The organism is Xenorhabdus sp. PB62.4 (genome assembly GCF_014467285.1).
Taxonomy (GTDB): Bacteria; Pseudomonadota; Gammaproteobacteria; order Enterobacterales; family Enterobacteriaceae; genus Xenorhabdus.
On sequence record NZ_NKHR01000030.1, the window covers coordinates 19,604 to 35,771 of the forward strand.

17 protein-coding genes are annotated in these 16,168 nt (G+C 41.2%); 3 read left to right on the forward strand and 14 right to left on the reverse strand.

Features of this window, described 5'->3' with window-relative positions:
* The first annotated feature begins 3 nt into the window (after nucleotides 1–3).
* Nucleotides 4–600 (forward strand): YceI family protein, encoded by a 597-nt coding sequence (locus Xenpb_RS17060; protein ID WP_187655417.1) that lies wholly within the window; start codon nucleotides 4–6, stop codon nucleotides 598–600.
* An 86-nt stretch (nucleotides 601–686) separates the two neighbouring features.
* Here the strand turns inward: Xenpb_RS17060 and Xenpb_RS17065 are convergent, their stop codons facing one another.
* The 3 genes from Xenpb_RS17065 to pvcA are packed head-to-tail and all read right to left on the reverse strand — an operon-like array spanning nucleotide 687 to nucleotide 3,932.
* A complete protein-coding gene (locus tag Xenpb_RS17065; protein ID WP_187655418.1) occupies nucleotides 687–1,991 on the reverse strand; it encodes a rhabduscin glycosyltransferase in 1,305 nt (434 codons plus the stop codon).
* A gap of 30 nt (nucleotides 1,992–2,021) precedes the next feature.
* Nucleotides 2,022–2,894, reverse strand: coding sequence for a tyrosine isonitrile desaturase/decarboxylase (pvcB, locus tag Xenpb_RS17070; RefSeq protein WP_187655419.1), 873 nt, complete (start codon nucleotides 2,892–2,894; stop codon nucleotides 2,022–2,024).
* A gap of 33 nt (nucleotides 2,895–2,927) precedes the next feature.
* Complete coding sequence (pvcA, locus tag Xenpb_RS17075) at nucleotides 2,928–3,932, reverse strand: L-tyrosine isonitrile synthase (protein ID WP_187655420.1); 1,005 nt, start codon at nucleotides 3,930–3,932, stop codon at nucleotides 2,928–2,930.
* A gap of 398 nt (nucleotides 3,933–4,330) precedes the next feature.
* Between pvcA and Xenpb_RS17080 the strand changes: the two genes are divergently transcribed.
* Complete coding sequence (locus tag Xenpb_RS17080) at nucleotides 4,331–4,927, forward strand: ATP-dependent Clp protease proteolytic subunit (RefSeq protein ID WP_368666837.1); 597 nt, start codon at nucleotides 4,331–4,333, stop codon at nucleotides 4,925–4,927.
* Between the two features lie 69 nt (nucleotides 4,928–4,996).
* Here Xenpb_RS17080 and Xenpb_RS17085 read toward each other — a convergent pair whose 3' ends face one another.
* From Xenpb_RS17085 to eco, 3 genes are all read right to left on the reverse strand, one after another.
* A complete protein-coding gene (locus tag Xenpb_RS17085; RefSeq protein ID WP_187655429.1) occupies nucleotides 4,997–5,452 on the reverse strand; it encodes a GNAT family N-acetyltransferase in 456 nt (151 codons plus the stop codon).
* A 113-nt stretch (nucleotides 5,453–5,565) separates the two neighbouring features.
* Nucleotides 5,566–6,261: an aquaporin Z gene (gene aqpZ / locus Xenpb_RS17090; protein ID WP_187655421.1), complete on the reverse strand. Its 696-nt coding sequence runs from the start codon at nucleotides 6,259–6,261 to the stop codon at nucleotides 5,566–5,568.
* 304 nt (nucleotides 6,262–6,565) lie between these two features.
* Complete coding sequence (gene eco, locus Xenpb_RS17095; protein ID WP_187655422.1) at nucleotides 6,566–7,042, reverse strand: serine protease inhibitor ecotin; 477 nt, start codon at nucleotides 7,040–7,042, stop codon at nucleotides 6,566–6,568.
* A gap of 269 nt (nucleotides 7,043–7,311) precedes the next feature.
* Here eco and Xenpb_RS17100 point away from each other — a divergent pair, with 269 nt between their 5' ends.
* A complete protein-coding gene (locus tag Xenpb_RS17100; RefSeq protein ID WP_099113831.1) occupies nucleotides 7,312–7,530 on the forward strand; it encodes a YdcH family protein in 219 nt (72 codons plus the stop codon).
* 141 nt (nucleotides 7,531–7,671) lie between these two features.
* Here the strand turns inward: Xenpb_RS17100 and Xenpb_RS17105 are convergent, their stop codons facing one another.
* From Xenpb_RS17105 to Xenpb_RS17140, 8 genes are all read right to left on the reverse strand, one after another.
* Nucleotides 7,672–7,908, reverse strand: a complete 237-nt coding sequence (locus Xenpb_RS17105) for an ogr/Delta-like zinc finger family protein (protein WP_187655423.1) — start codon at nucleotides 7,906–7,908, stop codon at nucleotides 7,672–7,674.
* 96 nt (nucleotides 7,909–8,004) lie between these two features.
* Entirely contained in the window at nucleotides 8,005–9,345 is a 1,341-nt protein-coding gene (locus Xenpb_RS20540) for a contractile injection system protein, VgrG/Pvc8 family (RefSeq protein ID WP_368666838.1), read from the reverse strand.
* Nucleotides 9,346–9,479: 134 nt separating this feature from the next.
* Entirely contained in the window at nucleotides 9,480–9,944 is a 465-nt protein-coding gene (locus Xenpb_RS17115) for a phage tail protein (protein WP_187655425.1), read from the reverse strand.
* Nucleotides 9,941–13,390 carry a phage tail protein gene (locus tag Xenpb_RS17120; protein ID WP_187655426.1) on the reverse strand — a complete coding sequence of 1,150 codons (3,450 nt, stop codon included), beginning with the start codon at nucleotides 13,388–13,390 and terminating at the stop codon, nucleotides 9,941–9,943. The genes Xenpb_RS17115 and Xenpb_RS17120 overlap by 4 nt, the downstream gene beginning before the upstream one ends.
* Nucleotides 13,383–13,502 carry a GpE family phage tail protein gene (locus Xenpb_RS17125; RefSeq protein WP_208605066.1) on the reverse strand — a complete coding sequence of 40 codons (120 nt, stop codon included), beginning with the start codon at nucleotides 13,500–13,502 and terminating at the stop codon, nucleotides 13,383–13,385. Before Xenpb_RS17125 ends, Xenpb_RS17120 begins: the two co-directional genes overlap by 8 nt.
* A 14-nt stretch (nucleotides 13,503–13,516) precedes the next feature.
* Entirely contained in the window at nucleotides 13,517–13,834 is a 318-nt protein-coding gene (locus Xenpb_RS17130; protein ID WP_074024573.1) for a phage tail assembly protein, read from the reverse strand.
* Between the two features lie 106 nt (nucleotides 13,835–13,940).
* The gene (locus tag Xenpb_RS17135) at nucleotides 13,941–14,459 is read right to left on the reverse strand and encodes a phage major tail tube protein (protein ID WP_074020972.1); all 519 of its coding nucleotides are present in this window, start codon (nucleotides 14,457–14,459) and stop codon (nucleotides 13,941–13,943) included.
* Nucleotides 14,460–14,470: 11 nt separating this feature from the next.
* The gene (locus Xenpb_RS17140) at nucleotides 14,471–15,643 is read right to left on the reverse strand and encodes a phage tail sheath protein (protein ID WP_187655427.1); all 1,173 of its coding nucleotides are present in this window, start codon (nucleotides 15,641–15,643) and stop codon (nucleotides 14,471–14,473) included.
* Nucleotides 15,644–16,168: the final 525 nt, after the last annotated feature.

A 16,168-nucleotide genomic window follows, 5' to 3' on the forward strand; every position in this document is an offset into this window, starting at 1 on the left:
TATATGGTTAATAAGACTGTACTGAAAAAAGCGCTAGCCGGCCTGACAGCAGGCGTTTTATTGATGGGCACCAGCTCAGCAATGGCTGCTAACTATAAAATCGATACTGCCGGTCAACATGCCTTTATTGAATTTCGCATTCAACATTTGGGTATAAGCTGGCTTTACGGTGGCTTCAGAAAATTTGACGGCAAATTTACCTTTGATGCCCAAAATCCTGCCGCAGATAAAGTTAATGTCATTATTAAAACAAACAGCGTTGATACGAATCATGCTGAGCGTGATAAGCACTTACGCAGCCCTGATTTCCTGAACACAGAAAAATATCCAGAGGCTAAATTCACGTCAACCGAAGTGAAAAAAACAGGGGAAAACTACACCATCATCGGTGATCTGACATTAAATGGCATCACCAAGCCAGTGACACTGAACGCCAAATTAACCGGGGAAGGCAATGATCCTTGGGGCGGATACCGTGCAGGCTTTGAAGCTAATGGGAAAATCAAATTGAAAGATTTTAATATTAAAGGCGATTTGGGGCCAAAAAGTCAGGAAGTCGAGTTAGTCATTTCTGTTGAAGGTGTGAGAGAAAAAGCTTAATCGTGAAAGAACGCGGTAAACTAAACATACCGCGTTCTTTTTTTATGTTTTATGGCTTCATAACCGATAGAGATCGATTATCGACGTCATACTTTAGTGACACACCATGCTGATTGAGCAATCAATTCATCAACATGGCGTGTGATCGATTCCAAAGCATTATGAGCTGCATAATCTGCTTTAATAATCTGTGCCTGCTGACGCCATATAGAAGAGGATAATATCTTTGTCACTGCCTGATATAGCTGTTGCTCACTTGGTGTGTCAGTATGCAGGCTGATGCCACAACGTGACCAGATTACGCGAGCAACTGCTTCCAATTTACCATCTCCTGTTCCTGCAACCACTAGCGGAACACCATGACGAATAGCAGAACTCAGTGAACCATAACCCCCATTAGTAATGAAAACTGATGTACGAGGAAGCCAGTGTTCAAAATTGAGATATTCCACCACTCTGGCATTTTCTGGAATTTCTTCTCCTGGTTTGTTAAAAGAACGACCGCCTGTAATCGCCAAGACCCGAACTGGCAGGTTTGCCAGCGCCCGCAATGTAGGCAACAATAATTGGTTAAAATCAATATTTGCCAGTGTTCCCTGAGTCACCAGGATCAACGGCTGGCTTTCATCCGGCCAATTTATCTGAGTGTTATCATCCTCCACTTTCACACCCAATGATCCGATAAACTCCACCGTTTCAGGTAAATCATCACGGGAAAATTCAAATGACTGAGTTGCCAGTTGCAAGAAACGATCCACACTACTCATCAAAACATCGTTGTGATCTCTGGTCAGAGGCGGACAATCTACAGCAGCCAGTGCCTGATTAAAGGTTTCCCTGACTTGTTTGATCAACTGTTGTGTTTCCTCATCCACCAATTGTTCACGAGTTAAATCGGCGGGTAACAATTCAGGCGGGATACGAGGCCCCCAGAATATAGTATCTCTTGATGACCACGACAGTGGCGTAACACCAATGGCAATCACAGGAATACGTTCACCAGCCGATTTCTGCAATAATGGCAGTGCTGCATAAAAGGTATTGTCGATAATCAAAAGATCAGCTTGTTCTTCTTCAAGTACCTGCATTAATTGGCTGGATAACACCGGGATTGGAGTTGCAAAAAACTGCCTCACTGCCAGAGCCATCTGGGTATTTCCGGGAGAATACTCTGCCCGTTCAGGGAAGTGTTTTTCCAGACAACGGTAATCAATATCCACTTGCTTATCGAAAGGAACAAAACTGGCTCCCAACGCTTCTGCCTGCTGTTGAAAAAGAGAACCACTGAATATCGTTACATCATGTCCCTGCCCTACTAAATGCTCCGTAATAGTAAATATTGGAAAAACATGGCCTGGGGTTGCAACAGCGGCTAAGACAATACGAGACATTAATCAAAACTCCTTTAAAGCAACTTTGACTTAATCCAAATCTGAAACTGAAATAGTGCGAAAACTGTGATTTTCACAAACAGGTTCGCCATGGATATGTACCCGCTGGATATGACGAGGAGAGCGGGAAATAAAAGCTTCGCGTCCATGTAATAAAGTAAAATTATCGCTGATGGCAATATCGCCGGACTGCCATTGGTGAGAATATAAATAACGCGGATCATATAAACGCCCGTATAGCGCTTTTTCCAGTGTTTCCTGCTCTTCCTGTGATAATCCGTGCATGACTAAAGAGTGATGATCGGCATATTTCTCATCTTCTTTATTCATCGGCTCATTGTAACGAAGTACCCATCGCTTACCGTCAGGATGAGGACAAATCAGCGGTGAAACAACTTCTCCGCCATAATGTGTCACCTTACTTGTGCGATACGTAATCGTTATATCTTTCCACTTATTGCGCTCGTCATCGCTGGCATCAGCAATTAATTTCTCAGTATTGACGAAAGTGGTTCGCCCTCCCTGAGCCGCCTCTGGTGCAGCCACGCAGTGAAATATCTGAAATTCAGGGATTGTCTCCCTGTACATTCCATCCCAATGTAACGGTAAATTACCGCTGTCCAAAACATGATCAGAGGGTTCAGGATGTTCCATCACATCCAATACCGCACCAAATGACCACATCATGATTTCACCCCAACGGCGGGAATATTCTGTCAACTTTTCTTTATCCGTAAAACCAGACTGGAATCCGCGCAATACAACCAACAGATGAGTGCGGGCCAATCCACGCAGGGCATCAACCGACAATGTGCTGATATCTTGATCTGGATAATTAGGTGTAATCAGCAACCCAAACGGTTTTACCACTTCAATATTGCAATCAAGTTCATATATATCCATGATTTTTCTCTCAAAATTTGGTATATCAAAGGGTTATTCTGCCTGTGCAGTCTTTAGGGGTTTTGTTTGTTGATTTTCTTCAGATACCCTATCAATCAAGTAATGGCTTGGCACACCACGAATTTCGATCAATTGTCCCTGCATCCGTTTCACTTCATCACTTTTCATCAGAACGAACTGACCATTAATGTTGGCAGCCACACCGTGCCACGGTGTCAACCAATCATCCCGGGTCGGCATCATATGAATACCAATTTTGATGCTGTCTACAGGCTGTGGATGAATGGAGAGACGAATTGCCAATGGGAATTGCTCCGCAAGCAGGTTACCCCAAGCCCAACTACGCTGGATAACCCCAACAGATCGCTGACGTGCATCTTTCTGCAACGCATTTTTCGATCCTGTATATTCTGGCAATAAACTATCCTCATAAAGAAAACGCGTAATAGCCCGATATAATCGAATACCTTCTTCGTTTTCTTTGAGAGTTTCCTTAATCTCCTCTATTGAAGATGCGTAACGGCTCACCAATAATTCACGTAGTTGATCATAATCATTGGTATATTGAGTGAGTGATTTAACATTGCCGAGATTGAAAACTGAAAGATGAGTTGCCCCTAATTCTTGCAGTAACTTTTCAATTTCCAATTGGTAATGAGTAATGGTGTTATCATCAACCCGAATAAGATCACTGAATACATGTCCATCAGAACAAATAACAATATTTGCTCCAGGCGGATAATAAAGCTGAATACGCTGGCAAAGAGAATTTAAAAAAATTAATGATAATTTTTCCGCCATATCAGGCACCTTACCTAATACTTTACGGGGGTTTGGTGATTTTGTCGGAAACGCTGGCAAAATGCACTCAATGGGCTTATTTTGCTCCACAAATGCACGAATACGTGGTAGCTGAACTTCTGAAACTCTCTTTTCTTCATATTGCAGCGAATGTTCAGACTCCGGGAAACGCCGCCTATACTGTAATAATTCATGCAGAATCTTATTCGACACTTTCTCTATGTCAAAATGTTCCATAACTCTTTCCTAATTTATTACATCTACACTATAGCCAACTAAAGTTACGTTGGCAGAACGTAAATAATTATATTTATAAAATACCAACTCACTTGCTTCTTTATATAGACAAACAAAAAAAATATAGAATAAAAATTCATAAGATATAACCAAAGCACAGATAAAAAACATTATGGCTTTTATCTTATTTAGTTGTGCTTATAACATTTCCATAAAAATCACGAGGCTAAATATATATCATTATAATTTCACAAAACAATTAAATTTTTTAAAAAAATAATTCAATTTTTTTGACATTGAAACTTAAACTAAATAATTAGGGTATTTTCTGCAAAAATGATTCCCCTAAGCTATATTAATTAAACATCTAATATTATTTATTATAGGAACGAAAAAACGTGAATAATGAATTTACCAATCAATTTGAGAAAAGGATGAACACACTGCCATATGTTCATAATCAACTCATTAAATCCCGATCCGTTATCATTTCTGGAGAAATTAATCAGCAACTCGCTGAAAAAGTCATGACCCAATTGCTAATTTTGCAGGAAATCAGTCATGAACCAATAAAAATATTTATCAATAGCCAAGGTGGCCATGTTGAAGCAGGAGATACCCTGCATGACATGATTAAGTTCATCAAACCAGAAGTCATGATGATTGGTACGGGTTGGGTTGCAAGCGCTGGTATCACCATCTTCCTTGCCGCCAACAAAGAAAATCGTTACTCACTGCCAAATACTCGTTTTATGATCCACCAGCCTTTAGGTGGCGTTCAGGGACGCGCTTCAGATATCGAAATCGAAGCCAGAGAAATATTAAAAATCCGCAACCGCATAAATAGGCTGATCAGTGAAGCAACCACTCATCCCTTAGACAAAGTAGCAAAAGACACCGATCGTAATTACTGGATGGAACCAGAAGAAGCGCAAAATTACGGTATCGTCGGACAGATTATTCGTCATTGGAATGAGTTGCAATCATTCCAATGAGAACTGTTTTTCTGTCAGGCAACACAGGCGATATTATCCAAAATCAATAATAACCGCCTGATTTCTTTATCATCTGCCTAAGTTATTGGGCATTTTCGTTTTATCCAGCATCCACAAAAAATCCTTCTCTGTAACAGGCTCAAAACCAAATTTTCTATAAAGCCCTCCCGCAGTAGAAGTTACCAACGCCACATTTTGTACATGAGGAATGACCGGATGTTGCAAAATACATTCCACCAGCCAACGTCCTAATCCTTTTTTCTGGTATTCATCAATAACAAATACATCTGAGATATAAGATAATATGGCAAAGTCAGTTATTAATCTGGCAAATCCAATTTCTTTATCGCGATGAAACAGTCCAAAGCATAAACTATTCTCTATCGCAGTTTTGACTCTTTCAAACTCAATGCCGCGCGCCCAAAATAATTGCGATAATTCACTATATACGAAATGAATATTAATTTTTCTCTTATCTGTTGTTATCCAATATTCACCTCGTTCCCATGTTATATTTTTCTCCATCATTTTTCCTTTTAAGAAAAGTTTGAACTGTGAAGAAAATTTATCATAAAAATGAGAAAAAAAGCCACGCTATAGCATGACTTTTCAAAATGAGAGGAATATTAATTAATAAATCAAGCTTCTTTCTGTAATAGTATCCGATATATCAATCCACCAATAGCACCACCAATTAATGGTATCAACCAAAATACCCAAAGTTGCTCCAAGGCCCAGGTTCCTTGAAAAATAGCAACTGCTGTACTTCTTGCCGGGTTAACCGACGTATTGGTCACAGGAATACTGATTAAGTGAATAAGGGTTAAAGACAGACCAATAGCTAATGGTGCGAAGCTTGCCGGCGCATTTTTATCTGTTGTCCCAAGAATGATCATCAAGAAAAATGCGGTTAATACTAATTCAATAATAATTGCAGCCTGTAATGAAAAACCACCTGGAGAATGTTCGCCGTAACCATTAGAGGCAAAACCACTTGCCGTTGCATCAAAACCACTTTTACCACTGGCGATAAGATAAAGCACTGCTGCTGCCGCAATCCCGCCAATCACTTGGGCAATGATATAAGGAATGACATCTTTTGCAGAAATACGTCCTCCTGCAAATAATCCCAATGTTACCGCAGGATTAAAATGCCCTCCTGAAATATGCCCCACGGCATAGGCCATTGTCACCACAGTTAAACCAAAAGCCAGAGATACCCCCACAAAACCAATCCCTAGCTGCGGAAATGCTGCCGCTAAAACAGCACTGCCACATCCACCAAACACCAACCAAAAAGTACCAAAGAACTCTGCTGATAATTTTTTAAACATTCTACGATTCCTCAATGATATTTGCATAAATGCAAAAGAATCCAAAAACAGTTTAGTTAGTATTTTTAAATATGGGCAAGGAATCACAGACAGAAAAAAAGAAGAAACAAATATCATCAATGTGAGCTTAAGATTCAGTTTATTACAGGATGCTCTACTGTTAACTTGGTGACAAATAATGTTGTAGAAACATCTTATTTATTGAAAATATTAATCATTTGAAAACAGAAAATAATGTTATAAATCGAACAACCTGAGTTTAATATAACGAAAACTCAGGTTGTTGATTTACCAAGTCAATAGATTATTTATGCACTGCTTCTTTGACTTCATCCGATGCCTGCCAAATACGATATTTGACTGTCATCGATTTTGGTGTATATACCACGATAGGTAATTTGCTGTTATAACGTATGGCCGCATCTTTACCTAAATTAACCTGAACAAAGCGTACCGTTTTTTCCTTGGTTGGACATGCCATTTTTGTTGAAACGGGGCCAGAGACTTTATTTAGCTCATAATAATTATATCCCCATCCTTCCAGTACTTTTGTCTCCAACTTGCCACCAAACCAATGATGGTTACAATCCACTTTCATGTCCTTGCCAATCATCAACTCAACCATGTAGTTGTTTTCATGCTCTTGCTGAGGAAGTTCAATCACACTGCGTACCATTCCCTCAGGAGCAGCAGGATAAGGTGCTACATCTTCCAGTTTTTTGTCAGCGAAAACAGAAGTCGATACCATCAAAGCAGCTAAAGGAAATAGATATTTTTTCATATATCACCTCTGAATATATTTAAAAAGGAGATTGAATCATAACAACAAAAATACTGATGTGAATTATGTTTTTTTGGCAATGCACTGATTTTTGGGCTTATTCCATAAAATTAAAGTATATGCAATAAAAGTTAATATTAATTATTATTAACAATAAGTTAGACATACAAAGAGTACCCGATCTTTTTATGTGATATCTCTCAAATCTGAGATTACAATGGGCTGCTACACTCATATAGTGTGGTAGTAAATTTCGTATAGGAGGTCTCATGTTTCCAGAATATCGTGATTTAGTATCCAACCTGAAAGAATCTCATCCCCGCTTCCAATCCCTGTTTGAAAAACATAACCGACTTGACCACGAGATAACCCAGCTTGAAGGCCCAAATGGAACTGGCTACAGCGATAAAGTTATACGTCTGAAAAAAGAAAAATTACACATCAAAGATGAGATGCAAAGGATTTTGCAGGCAGAATCTCAGAAATAGTCCTGCCAATAATTTTAACGCCTGCTTTGTTAATAAGTAGGCGTCATAGAAAGTTCTCGATTAGAGAACCGCGCCAATTCCACATCCATAAAAAAGCCACCATAATGGTGGCAAAAACTGGAGCAATGATTTCTTCGTTATTTATTGTGCGGCAGCCGCTTTCTGGCGAGGTTGTCTCTTAGCTTTTGCCTTTGGATGCGGCGTTACATTCTGGACTTCACCCGGCTTAGAAATGAAACGGACAAAGGTTTCATGGCTGACGAACGTTGCTCCACAATTGATGTTCTGACATTGGTTATAGCGCTCCTTTGTTTGGCTTGAATGCTCAAAGCTGCTACGAGTATGCGCTGACTGACCACACAGAGGACACTTAATCATATTGTTCACCTTTCTGAAATCGTTATCTTGAAATAACTGTCTTGAAATAACATCATCTCGTCTGGTGAACAATATACAAAAGATCTCATATTGAGATCAAGAACTCATTTCAAATTCATCGATTTTTATTTCGAGATCTAATGATGTCGTAAAACCACTGTTATTGAGCGTGTGAGTGACTTTGACCAAAGTCCAGTCAGTTTCATCAATTTCTGGCTTAAATCCCTCTAACTGGATGGGAGTTTCAGGATAAATATCAGCACGCCCCAAGGCTAATGTGATAGAGAACTGCGCAGCTCCTCGTTGCATTTTTTTCCACATGGCGATAGCGGCACGCTCTGCACTTTCTTTGTTAGAATAAATACGCGAAAGCGTCAGAATATTCTCCTGAGTTCCCACCAAATAGCTTGCAGATTCTTGCTGTTGCGTAGTTGTTTGATGATGTTCAACCGTTGATTCACGCTGTTCTTCATACGATAAGCTGGCTTCAATATCGAGATCTGCTTCTACTTCGATACTACTGTTACCTTTTTTTTTCTTTTTATTCCCCTTTTTAATATAAGTCGGTTTTCCACGACCTTTAGTTTTTGGATTTTTCTTCGCCAAATTAACTTTGCCAGGTGCAGGTGGTTTAGGTTTAAGATCTTTTTCCTTTTTAGAGGATTGTGGTTGCTTTTTCCCGGAAGAAGCATCCTCTTTTTTAGTGGTTTTTTTGTTTGTTTGAGAAGAATTCTTGTCTGATGATTGGCTACTACCACTTTCATATTCAACGACAAGTTCAATTTTTCCTTCCTCTGATTCCATTCGCTTCAATTTAACTGTCTGTTTAGTTGCTGTACGTGTGTCCACCCATTGAGCAACAACACCAGTATAGGCCTCACGATCGGAAAGAGAGAATCTGTGATTATCCCCTGATTTACGCGTAATCAGTACAGGCGAAATATGCTTACCATTCACCGTCTCATTCTGCCCCTGCTGAACAAACAATAATTCGCCATTTTTGACTGAAGCGATTGCACCTTCTTGTTTTGCCAATCGAGTCAAAAAGCTGACGTCAGATTCATTTGTTTGATCGATATGCATAGAGATATTTTCTAACTCTGAGCTTATCTTAAACGCCAATTTATTTCTGGCAGCGATGGTACTGACAATACTGCCTAAAGTGCATTTATGGTAAGACGCCTCCCGTTTCACATTCAGATCACCACGAAAATCTGCACTGCGGGCACGAATGGTTAATCGATCTGGCGCACCGACATGTTCAATTTCATCAACAACAAATTTTCCTTTCGGCGTTAAGGAGTGGCCATGCCACCCCAGTTCTAATGTAAGAATATTGCCACGACTAGGCATCATCAGCATGCCATCTGCATCATCCAACTCAATATCGAGCTGGTCTGATTCCAGACCACGATTATCCGTCAATGTTAATGACATCAGGCGTGATTGGATCTTCCCACTGATATCCTTATTGTTGATTTCAAGACGAAAAGCGGGTTTACTGACTTTTCCAGTGACCAAATCAAATTGGGGAACCCAATCCGTGTCGGGTATCCACTTTTCAAAATCGCTCATGAGAACACTCCCCTGACTTTACCGACAACATCGTCTTTGATATCAGAAAGCTGATCCTGCAAGTCGCCTAACATGTCGAGCAAATTATTGTCAACACGTCGCAAAGTCAGCGTGAAACTGATTTTTCTGGCTGCACCGCCTGACATAAATTCTGTTTTAGTTTCATCAATGCTTTCGATAACGAACATACCGTAAATGGCACCACTGCCATCAATAAAAGACCACGCCTTGCCACTATCTGCCATCACTTTCAATGCAGTTAATGAAAGTGAACCACCTGTCAATTCAGGATAAAGCTCCCCTGATAGCGTGATCGTATCATTGTCTGAACCGACAAACTGCCATGCAGGCCGCGCTCCCACGCGGCTGTTGAAGGCATGTCGCCAACTCTGTTTATATTGAAAAGTTTGATAGGGCGTTGTTTTCAGCATAAAAACAAACAAACCAAGTGCAGCCATCATGAGAAATCTTCTCCTCTGTCCGAAAGTGAACTACGCATACGCGCCTGGTGCATACGTTCCTTTTGTTCCAATTCCTGCCTGACCATACGGGCAATATCCTGCGCGGATTGTCCCTGGGCGCCATAGACATAGATGTTATATTGCGGTGCTGCGCCACTGTATTGCTGTGGCTGGCTCCGCTCCCGTTTCGCCTGCACTTCCTCATAAGCGTGAGCAGGTAAACTCTGCGCGTGTAATGGTGCATCCTGCGCCGCAATCGGCAGTGACATTGAGCTAACGGCAAGACCCAAAGCAGCGAATTTAGCGGTATTTTTCCGGTTGGTAACATTAGCTGGGCCATTGATAATTTCAGGGCCATATTCCCCTACAAGGCCTTGTTTTCCAGCAGGAATAAATCCGCCTTTATCATGTCGAGTAATCTGTATTGCCTGCTGAGATGTTTCGCTCTTGGTCATTTCCTGTGATGTTTTTACAGTAACTGCCTTTTTATCATCACCAGACCACCACGATTTAAACCAATCAGTAATAGAGGCAAATTTACTTTTCAGGTTCTCCCATTTTTCTTGAATACCAATTAGCAAACTATCGATCATTGCTGAGCCAGCCGCTTTTAATTTTTCGGGAATAGCCTGAACATCAGCAACAATTTCATTCCATCTATCTGAAATTGATTTTTTTACGCTCTCCCAAATTTCTAAAGTATTCTGTTTAACGGATTCCCAGGCACCACTGATTTGAGTTTTGATATTTTCCCAAGTTGTAAAAACGCTTTGCTTAATGGATTCCCATTTCTCGTTTAATACAACTTTAATCGCTTCCCAAACTTCTGAGGTACTTTGTTTAATGGAATCCCAATTTTGATAAATAATGCCGATTAATCCCCCATTCATGAAATAACTTTTAATACTTTCCCATGCACTATTGACAAGGTTTTTAATTCCTTCCCACGCACTGCTAAAGATATTTTTTACGTAATTCCATAATGCAGAGAATTTCTCTCCTAATGTTCCCCAATTCTGCCAAATATAAATAGCAGCCATTGCGATAACACCAATAATGGCAAGAATGGGGTTCGCCATCATGACACGGCCAACAATCATTATTGCACGACCCAGTATACTGAAAGCATTACCTAAAAAGCCTAAACCTTTCGCACCAATACTTCCCAGCATTCTTATACTATTGCCCAAAAAGCCAAATACTTGTTGTCCAATACTTCCTAGTCTTCCTATACTTTTTCTTAATCCTACAAAAATACCGTTTTTGTTACCGCTATTGAATAGTGTATTTAATGAATTCCTGAGAAAATCAAAAACTTTCCCTCCAATACTACCCAATATATTGAGGCTACTTCCCAAGTAATTAAATACTCTTACACCTAATTGGCCAAATATACTTAAGCTAATTCTCAAAGAGCCAAAAACTCGTATCCCCAACTGAGCAAAAATATTCAAACTAATTTGCAATGAACCAAAGATCCGGACGCCTAACTGCCCAAAGATATTCAGTCCAATACGCAATGAGCCAAAGATCCGGACGCCTAATTGTCCAAAGATATTCAGTCCAATACGCAATGAACCAAAGATTCGGAGACCCAACTGACCAAAGATATTCAGGCCAATACGCAATGAGCCAAAGATCCGGACGCCTAATTGCCCAAAGATATTCAGCCCTATACGCAACGAACCAAAGATCCGGAGACCCAACTGACCAAAGATATTCAGGCCAATACGCAATGAGCCAAAGATCCGGACGCCTAATTGCCCAAAGATATTCAGCCCTATACGCAACGAACCAAAGATCCGGAGACCCAACTGACCAAAGATATTCAGGCCAATACGCAATGAGCCAAAGATCCGGACGCCTAATTGCCCAAAGATATTCAGCCCTATACGCAACGAACCAAAGATCCGGAGACCCAACTGACCAAAGATATTCAGGCCAATACGCAATGAACCAAAGATCCGGACGCCTAATTGCCCAAAGATATTCAGCCCTATGCGCAATGAACCAAATATTCGGATGCCTAATTGCCCAAAGATATTCAGGCCAATACGCAATGAGCCAAATATTCGGACGCCTAACTGCCCAAAGATATTCAACCCTATACGCAATGAGCCAAAGATCCGGACGCCTAACTGCCCAAAGATATTCAGCCCTATACGCAACGAACCAAAGATCCGGATACCCAACTGCCCAAAGATATTCAGGCCAATACGCAATGAGCCAAATATTCGGACGCCTAACTGCCCAAAGATATTCAGCCCTATGCGCAATGAGCCAAAGATCCGGACGCCTAATTGCCCAAAGATATTCAGGCCAATACGCAATGAACCAAAGATTCGGAGACCCAACTGCCCAAAGATATTCAGGCCAATGCGCAATGAACCAAAGATTCGGATACCCAACTGCCCAAAGATATTCAGGCCAATACGCAATGAGCCAAAGATCCGGACGCCTAACTGCCCAAAGATATTCAGGCCAATACGCAATGAGCCAAAGATCCGGACGCCTAACTGCCCAAAGATATTCAGGCCAATACGCAATGAGCCAAATATTCGGACGCCTAACTGCCCAAAGATATTCAGGCCAATACGCAATGAGCCAAAGATCCGGACGCCTAATTGCCCAAAGATATTCAGTCCAATACGCAATGAACCAAAGATTCGGATACCCAACTGCCCAAAGATATTCAACCCTATGCGCAACGAGCCAAAGATTCGGATACCCAACTGCCCAAAGATATTCAACCCTATGCGCAATGAACCAAAAATTCTAATTCCTATCTTTCCAAAAATATTTAGCCGAACTTTCAATGTTCCAAAAATCTGAATAGACAAAATACCAAAGATACGGAAACTAACTCTCAGAGAGTCAAAAACTCTTATACCAACACTGCCAAAAATTTTTATAGAATTAATCAGAATTTGAAACGATGCCTTCACTGAATTAGTGGGAAATTTCAAAACTTTTTTAATTTTTTTCAGCGTACCAAATAAAATTGTTATTTTTGGATTAATATTAATAATCAACTTATCTAGCAATGTAAAATTGTTAGTTATATTTCCAGACACACCAAGGTTAAATTCATTTTTCTTACTGTATGAATTTTCTTGTCTAATATTCTGCGTAGTTTGAATAATATTGGCTGATTGGCTAGCGGCGCTGACTTGTACTACTTCAGTGGAATTTTTCTGCGCAGAGAAAGATTGTTTAATGGTTTGATTATAGGCCTTAAGATCGGCACGCATACGCGCAGTTTCCTGCGCATAACCTATAATGGGTTTTAATCCTTCAACAGTCTTATTAAGTTTTTTAAACTGGTTATAAATTTTATCAACTGAACCTACCAGTTTTTTCTGATGCTGTTGAAAAGATTTAAAGGAACTGGTCAGCTTACCAACAGTACTCAGTACCTTGTTAAGCTGTGACTGTATATTACTCATTTTCTGCACCACTTCTTAAAATGGCCCGATGTCGCCAGTCCAATAATTCCGGCAGTGACATTGCATCTGTGTCTGCCGGAGTCCAGTGAAAAACGGTGGCGATATCTGCCACCAATTCATCAACGGTTAATCGTTCTGGGAATCGGACTTGACCGACTTCGGCAACAAAAAATTGACCACCTCCACACTGAGATTAATCAGATCACCAGGTGACATCATTATCAGGTCATTTTTGGTCAATGCAGGGGTGGTAACACGCGGCAGGACAAGCAGCATAGAATCCACATCCATTTCCAGCAGTGCCTGTAAACGTGCACCGCGCAACGCACCGCTGTTAGGTTTGCGTACCATCACTTCCGTGATTTCGCCGTTGCCTCGCGCCAGTGGTGCTTCCAATTCGATGGTGCGCAGATCGTCATTTTGAGTATTCAGTGTTTCTGTCATGGTTCAACCTTGTTTATCCGATTAGAGACCTGTCTCAACAGGCACGATTAATACACTGATGAGACAGGAAATAAGTTTTAAAAAAGTTAATTGCTAAAAGAAGCGATTAAAAAAGACCGATAGCGCGGCGATGCTGCTCCAGACGATCTTCCCCACCTACTTTTTCAACCATGTTGATGGTGTCGATTTCAATCAGTTCTTCACCATTCCATGTCAGTTTGAAATAAGTATTTTTGGCAGTGATTTTGGTCTGGGTGTTATCCCCCTGTTTATAAGTGCCGTGATCGAACTCCTGGAAGCGACCACGCATCACAACTTCGACTGCAACCACTTCACCGTTATCTTCACTCTCAAAAGAGCCAGCAAAACGCAGCATGACACCGTCGGCTTTCGCGATGCCCCACTGTTTGTACAGTTGAGCTTCAACGCCGCCCAGAGTGAATTCAGCATCCAGTGCGCCTTCATCCAGACCTAAATCCACCATTGCGCTGCCATTCATGCCAGCACCGCGATAGGCTTCCAGCTTGCGGCTCAACTTAGGAAGAGTCAGTTCTTCCACGATCCCCTGATAGTTGTTGCCATCATTGAACAAGTTCAGGTATTTAAGTTTGCGAGGTAATGCCATCAGTTAGCCCCTTATTTATTGATACTTTTCGCGAAATCCATCAGGTAACTATCTGTAATGCGCTGGCGTAACATCATGTTTTCCAGTGGCGGTACAGGTGTATAGTCATAATCGATGGTCAGTTTGCCGGCTTTCAAGGTGTCTTTATCGTTGATTTTGTCGTCATACCAGCAACGACCGTCAATGATGTAGCCACCGGCTTTCAGCTCGCGGAACTTGGCATTGATACCTTCAATAATGTCGCGTACCAGTGATGGAGTCAGCGGTTTATCGATAGCCCACATGTGTGCTTCAGCCATAGTGTCAGCCAGAACCTGAGCGGTACGCGTGTAGCTTTCAAACTGGAACAGAGGATCATCAGCACAAGTGCGGGAACCCCAGAAACGGAAGCCATTTTTGCGGATCAGTGTAGTGATGCCACTTTTGTTCAGCAGATCAGCGTCAGTCGCGGTATCTTGCAGATCCCAGAAAACATCAGCAGACAGACCAGTCACACCGTTGACACCAACGTTGGACAGCGTTTTGTGCCAGCCAGTTTCCTGATCGATCTTAGCGCGCAGACCCAGAGCACGAGCCGTTGCATAAGCGATAGCTTCACTGTTAGTAATGGTATCCCAGCTCAAGAAATCCGGCCAAATCAGCATCAGCTCACGCTGATTGAAGTTGTCGCGATACTTGATCACTTCTGAGATATTTTTGCAGTTATAAGCGCTGACATAAGCCATTGCTTTCAGTTTCTGAGCGATACTAGCCAGTTCAACAGCAACAGCTTTTGAATCCAGACCTGGAACACCCAGAATACGAGGCTTAACACCGAGCTGGCTTTGTGCCGCCAACAGTGCCTGCATACCGGTTTTCTTACCTTCATCAGTAACGCCACCGATGATGTTAGAAATAGTGACTTCTTCAGATTCGCCCTCAGCAACACGTACAACAACAGTGATAGGTTGAGCCTGAGCTGCGATTGCTTTCAGTGATGCGGACAAAGTCCCTTTCTTACCAGCCTTACCACTGGCGCTCATAACGTCAGTAATCAGAACTGGAGTATTTAATGGAAATGTTTTTTCGTCTGCGTCAGGAGCAGTACAAACCATACCCACGATAGCAGTGCTAACTGTGGTGATGGTACGAGTACCTTCATTTATTTCCTGTACACGGACGCCGTGATGATAGTCTTGTGCCATATTAGCGGTTCTCCTGTTAAGGTGTGCTGATATATTGGCGGATTAGACGGGGGAAATCATTCGATTGGGGATGTGTGGGGGAAGGTACAAATCTATATTTACATTTTACTTATTAATCAATAAGTTGAATTGAAATTTAATTGATTTTTGAATAGATAGAGAAAAGTTGATGGTTTTGTTGGAATCAACCCTTAATTGACCAAAAAACAACCCTGTTTAGTGTGTTTTTTACACTCAAATCAGTTCAAAATTTATCCTTTTTCGTATTATTCGGGTTAATTCAGGATGTTGGTTATTTTTTGGCAAGCTAAAACCGTCGATTTTCATCGTTGATCTTTGGTTTTCAGGGTATATGGAGCGGGATCTTAGTTGGGATCGTTAGGATCTGGAGTTTCTGGAAAACCTCGGTTTGGCGGAAACCCAAAAGTTGGCCGCTGATGCATGGTCAAAATCTATTGTTAGAGAATTGGGTAATGGTGGAACATTTGCCAGTTGTAATACACCAGGGATATATAACATTGCTAT

Excerpts from the sequence above, each read along its gene's own strand:
- Xenpb_RS17060 (WP_187655417.1), top strand. The coding sequence starts at position 4 with ATGGTTAATAAGACTGTACTGAAAAAAGCGCTAGCCGGCCTGACAGCA.
- Xenpb_RS17065 (WP_187655418.1), bottom strand. The coding sequence starts at position 1,991 with ATGTCTCGTATTGTCTTAGCCGCTGTTGCAACCCCAGGCCATGTTTTT.
- pvcB (WP_187655419.1), bottom strand. The coding sequence starts at position 2,894 with ATGGATATATATGAACTTGATTGCAATATTGAAGTGGTAAAACCGTTT.
- pvcA (WP_187655420.1), bottom strand. The coding sequence starts at position 3,932 with ATGGAACATTTTGACATAGAGAAAGTGTCGAATAAGATTCTGCATGAA.
- Xenpb_RS17085 (WP_187655429.1), bottom strand. The coding sequence starts at position 5,452 with ATGGAGAAAAATATAACATGGGAACGAGGTGAATATTGGATAACAACA.
- aqpZ (WP_187655421.1), bottom strand. The coding sequence starts at position 6,261 with ATGTTTAAAAAATTATCAGCAGAGTTCTTTGGTACTTTTTGGTTGGTG.
- eco (WP_187655422.1), bottom strand. The coding sequence starts at position 7,042 with ATGAAAAAATATCTATTTCCTTTAGCTGCTTTGATGGTATCGACTTCT.
- Xenpb_RS17100 (WP_099113831.1), top strand. The coding sequence starts at position 7,312 with ATGTTTCCAGAATATCGTGATTTAGTATCCAACCTGAAAGAATCTCAT.
- Xenpb_RS17105 (WP_187655423.1), bottom strand. The coding sequence starts at position 7,908 with ATGATTAAGTGTCCTCTGTGTGGTCAGTCAGCGCATACTCGTAGCAGC.
- Xenpb_RS20540 (WP_368666838.1), bottom strand. The coding sequence starts at position 9,345 with ATGTCATTAACATTGACGGATAATCGTGGTCTGGAATCAGACCAGCTC.
- Xenpb_RS17115 (WP_187655425.1), bottom strand. The coding sequence starts at position 9,944 with ATGATGGCTGCACTTGGTTTGTTTGTTTTTATGCTGAAAACAACGCCC.
- Xenpb_RS17120 (WP_187655426.1), bottom strand. The coding sequence starts at position 13,390 with ATGAGTAATATACAGTCACAGCTTAACAAGGTACTGAGTACTGTTGGT.
- Xenpb_RS17130 (WP_074024573.1), bottom strand. The coding sequence starts at position 13,834 with ATGACAGAAACACTGAATACTCAAAATGACGATCTGCGCACCATCGAA.
- Xenpb_RS17135 (WP_074020972.1), bottom strand. The coding sequence starts at position 14,459 with ATGGCATTACCTCGCAAACTTAAATACCTGAACTTGTTCAATGATGGC.
- Xenpb_RS17140 (WP_187655427.1), bottom strand. The coding sequence starts at position 15,643 with ATGGCACAAGACTATCATCACGGCGTCCGTGTACAGGAAATAAATGAA.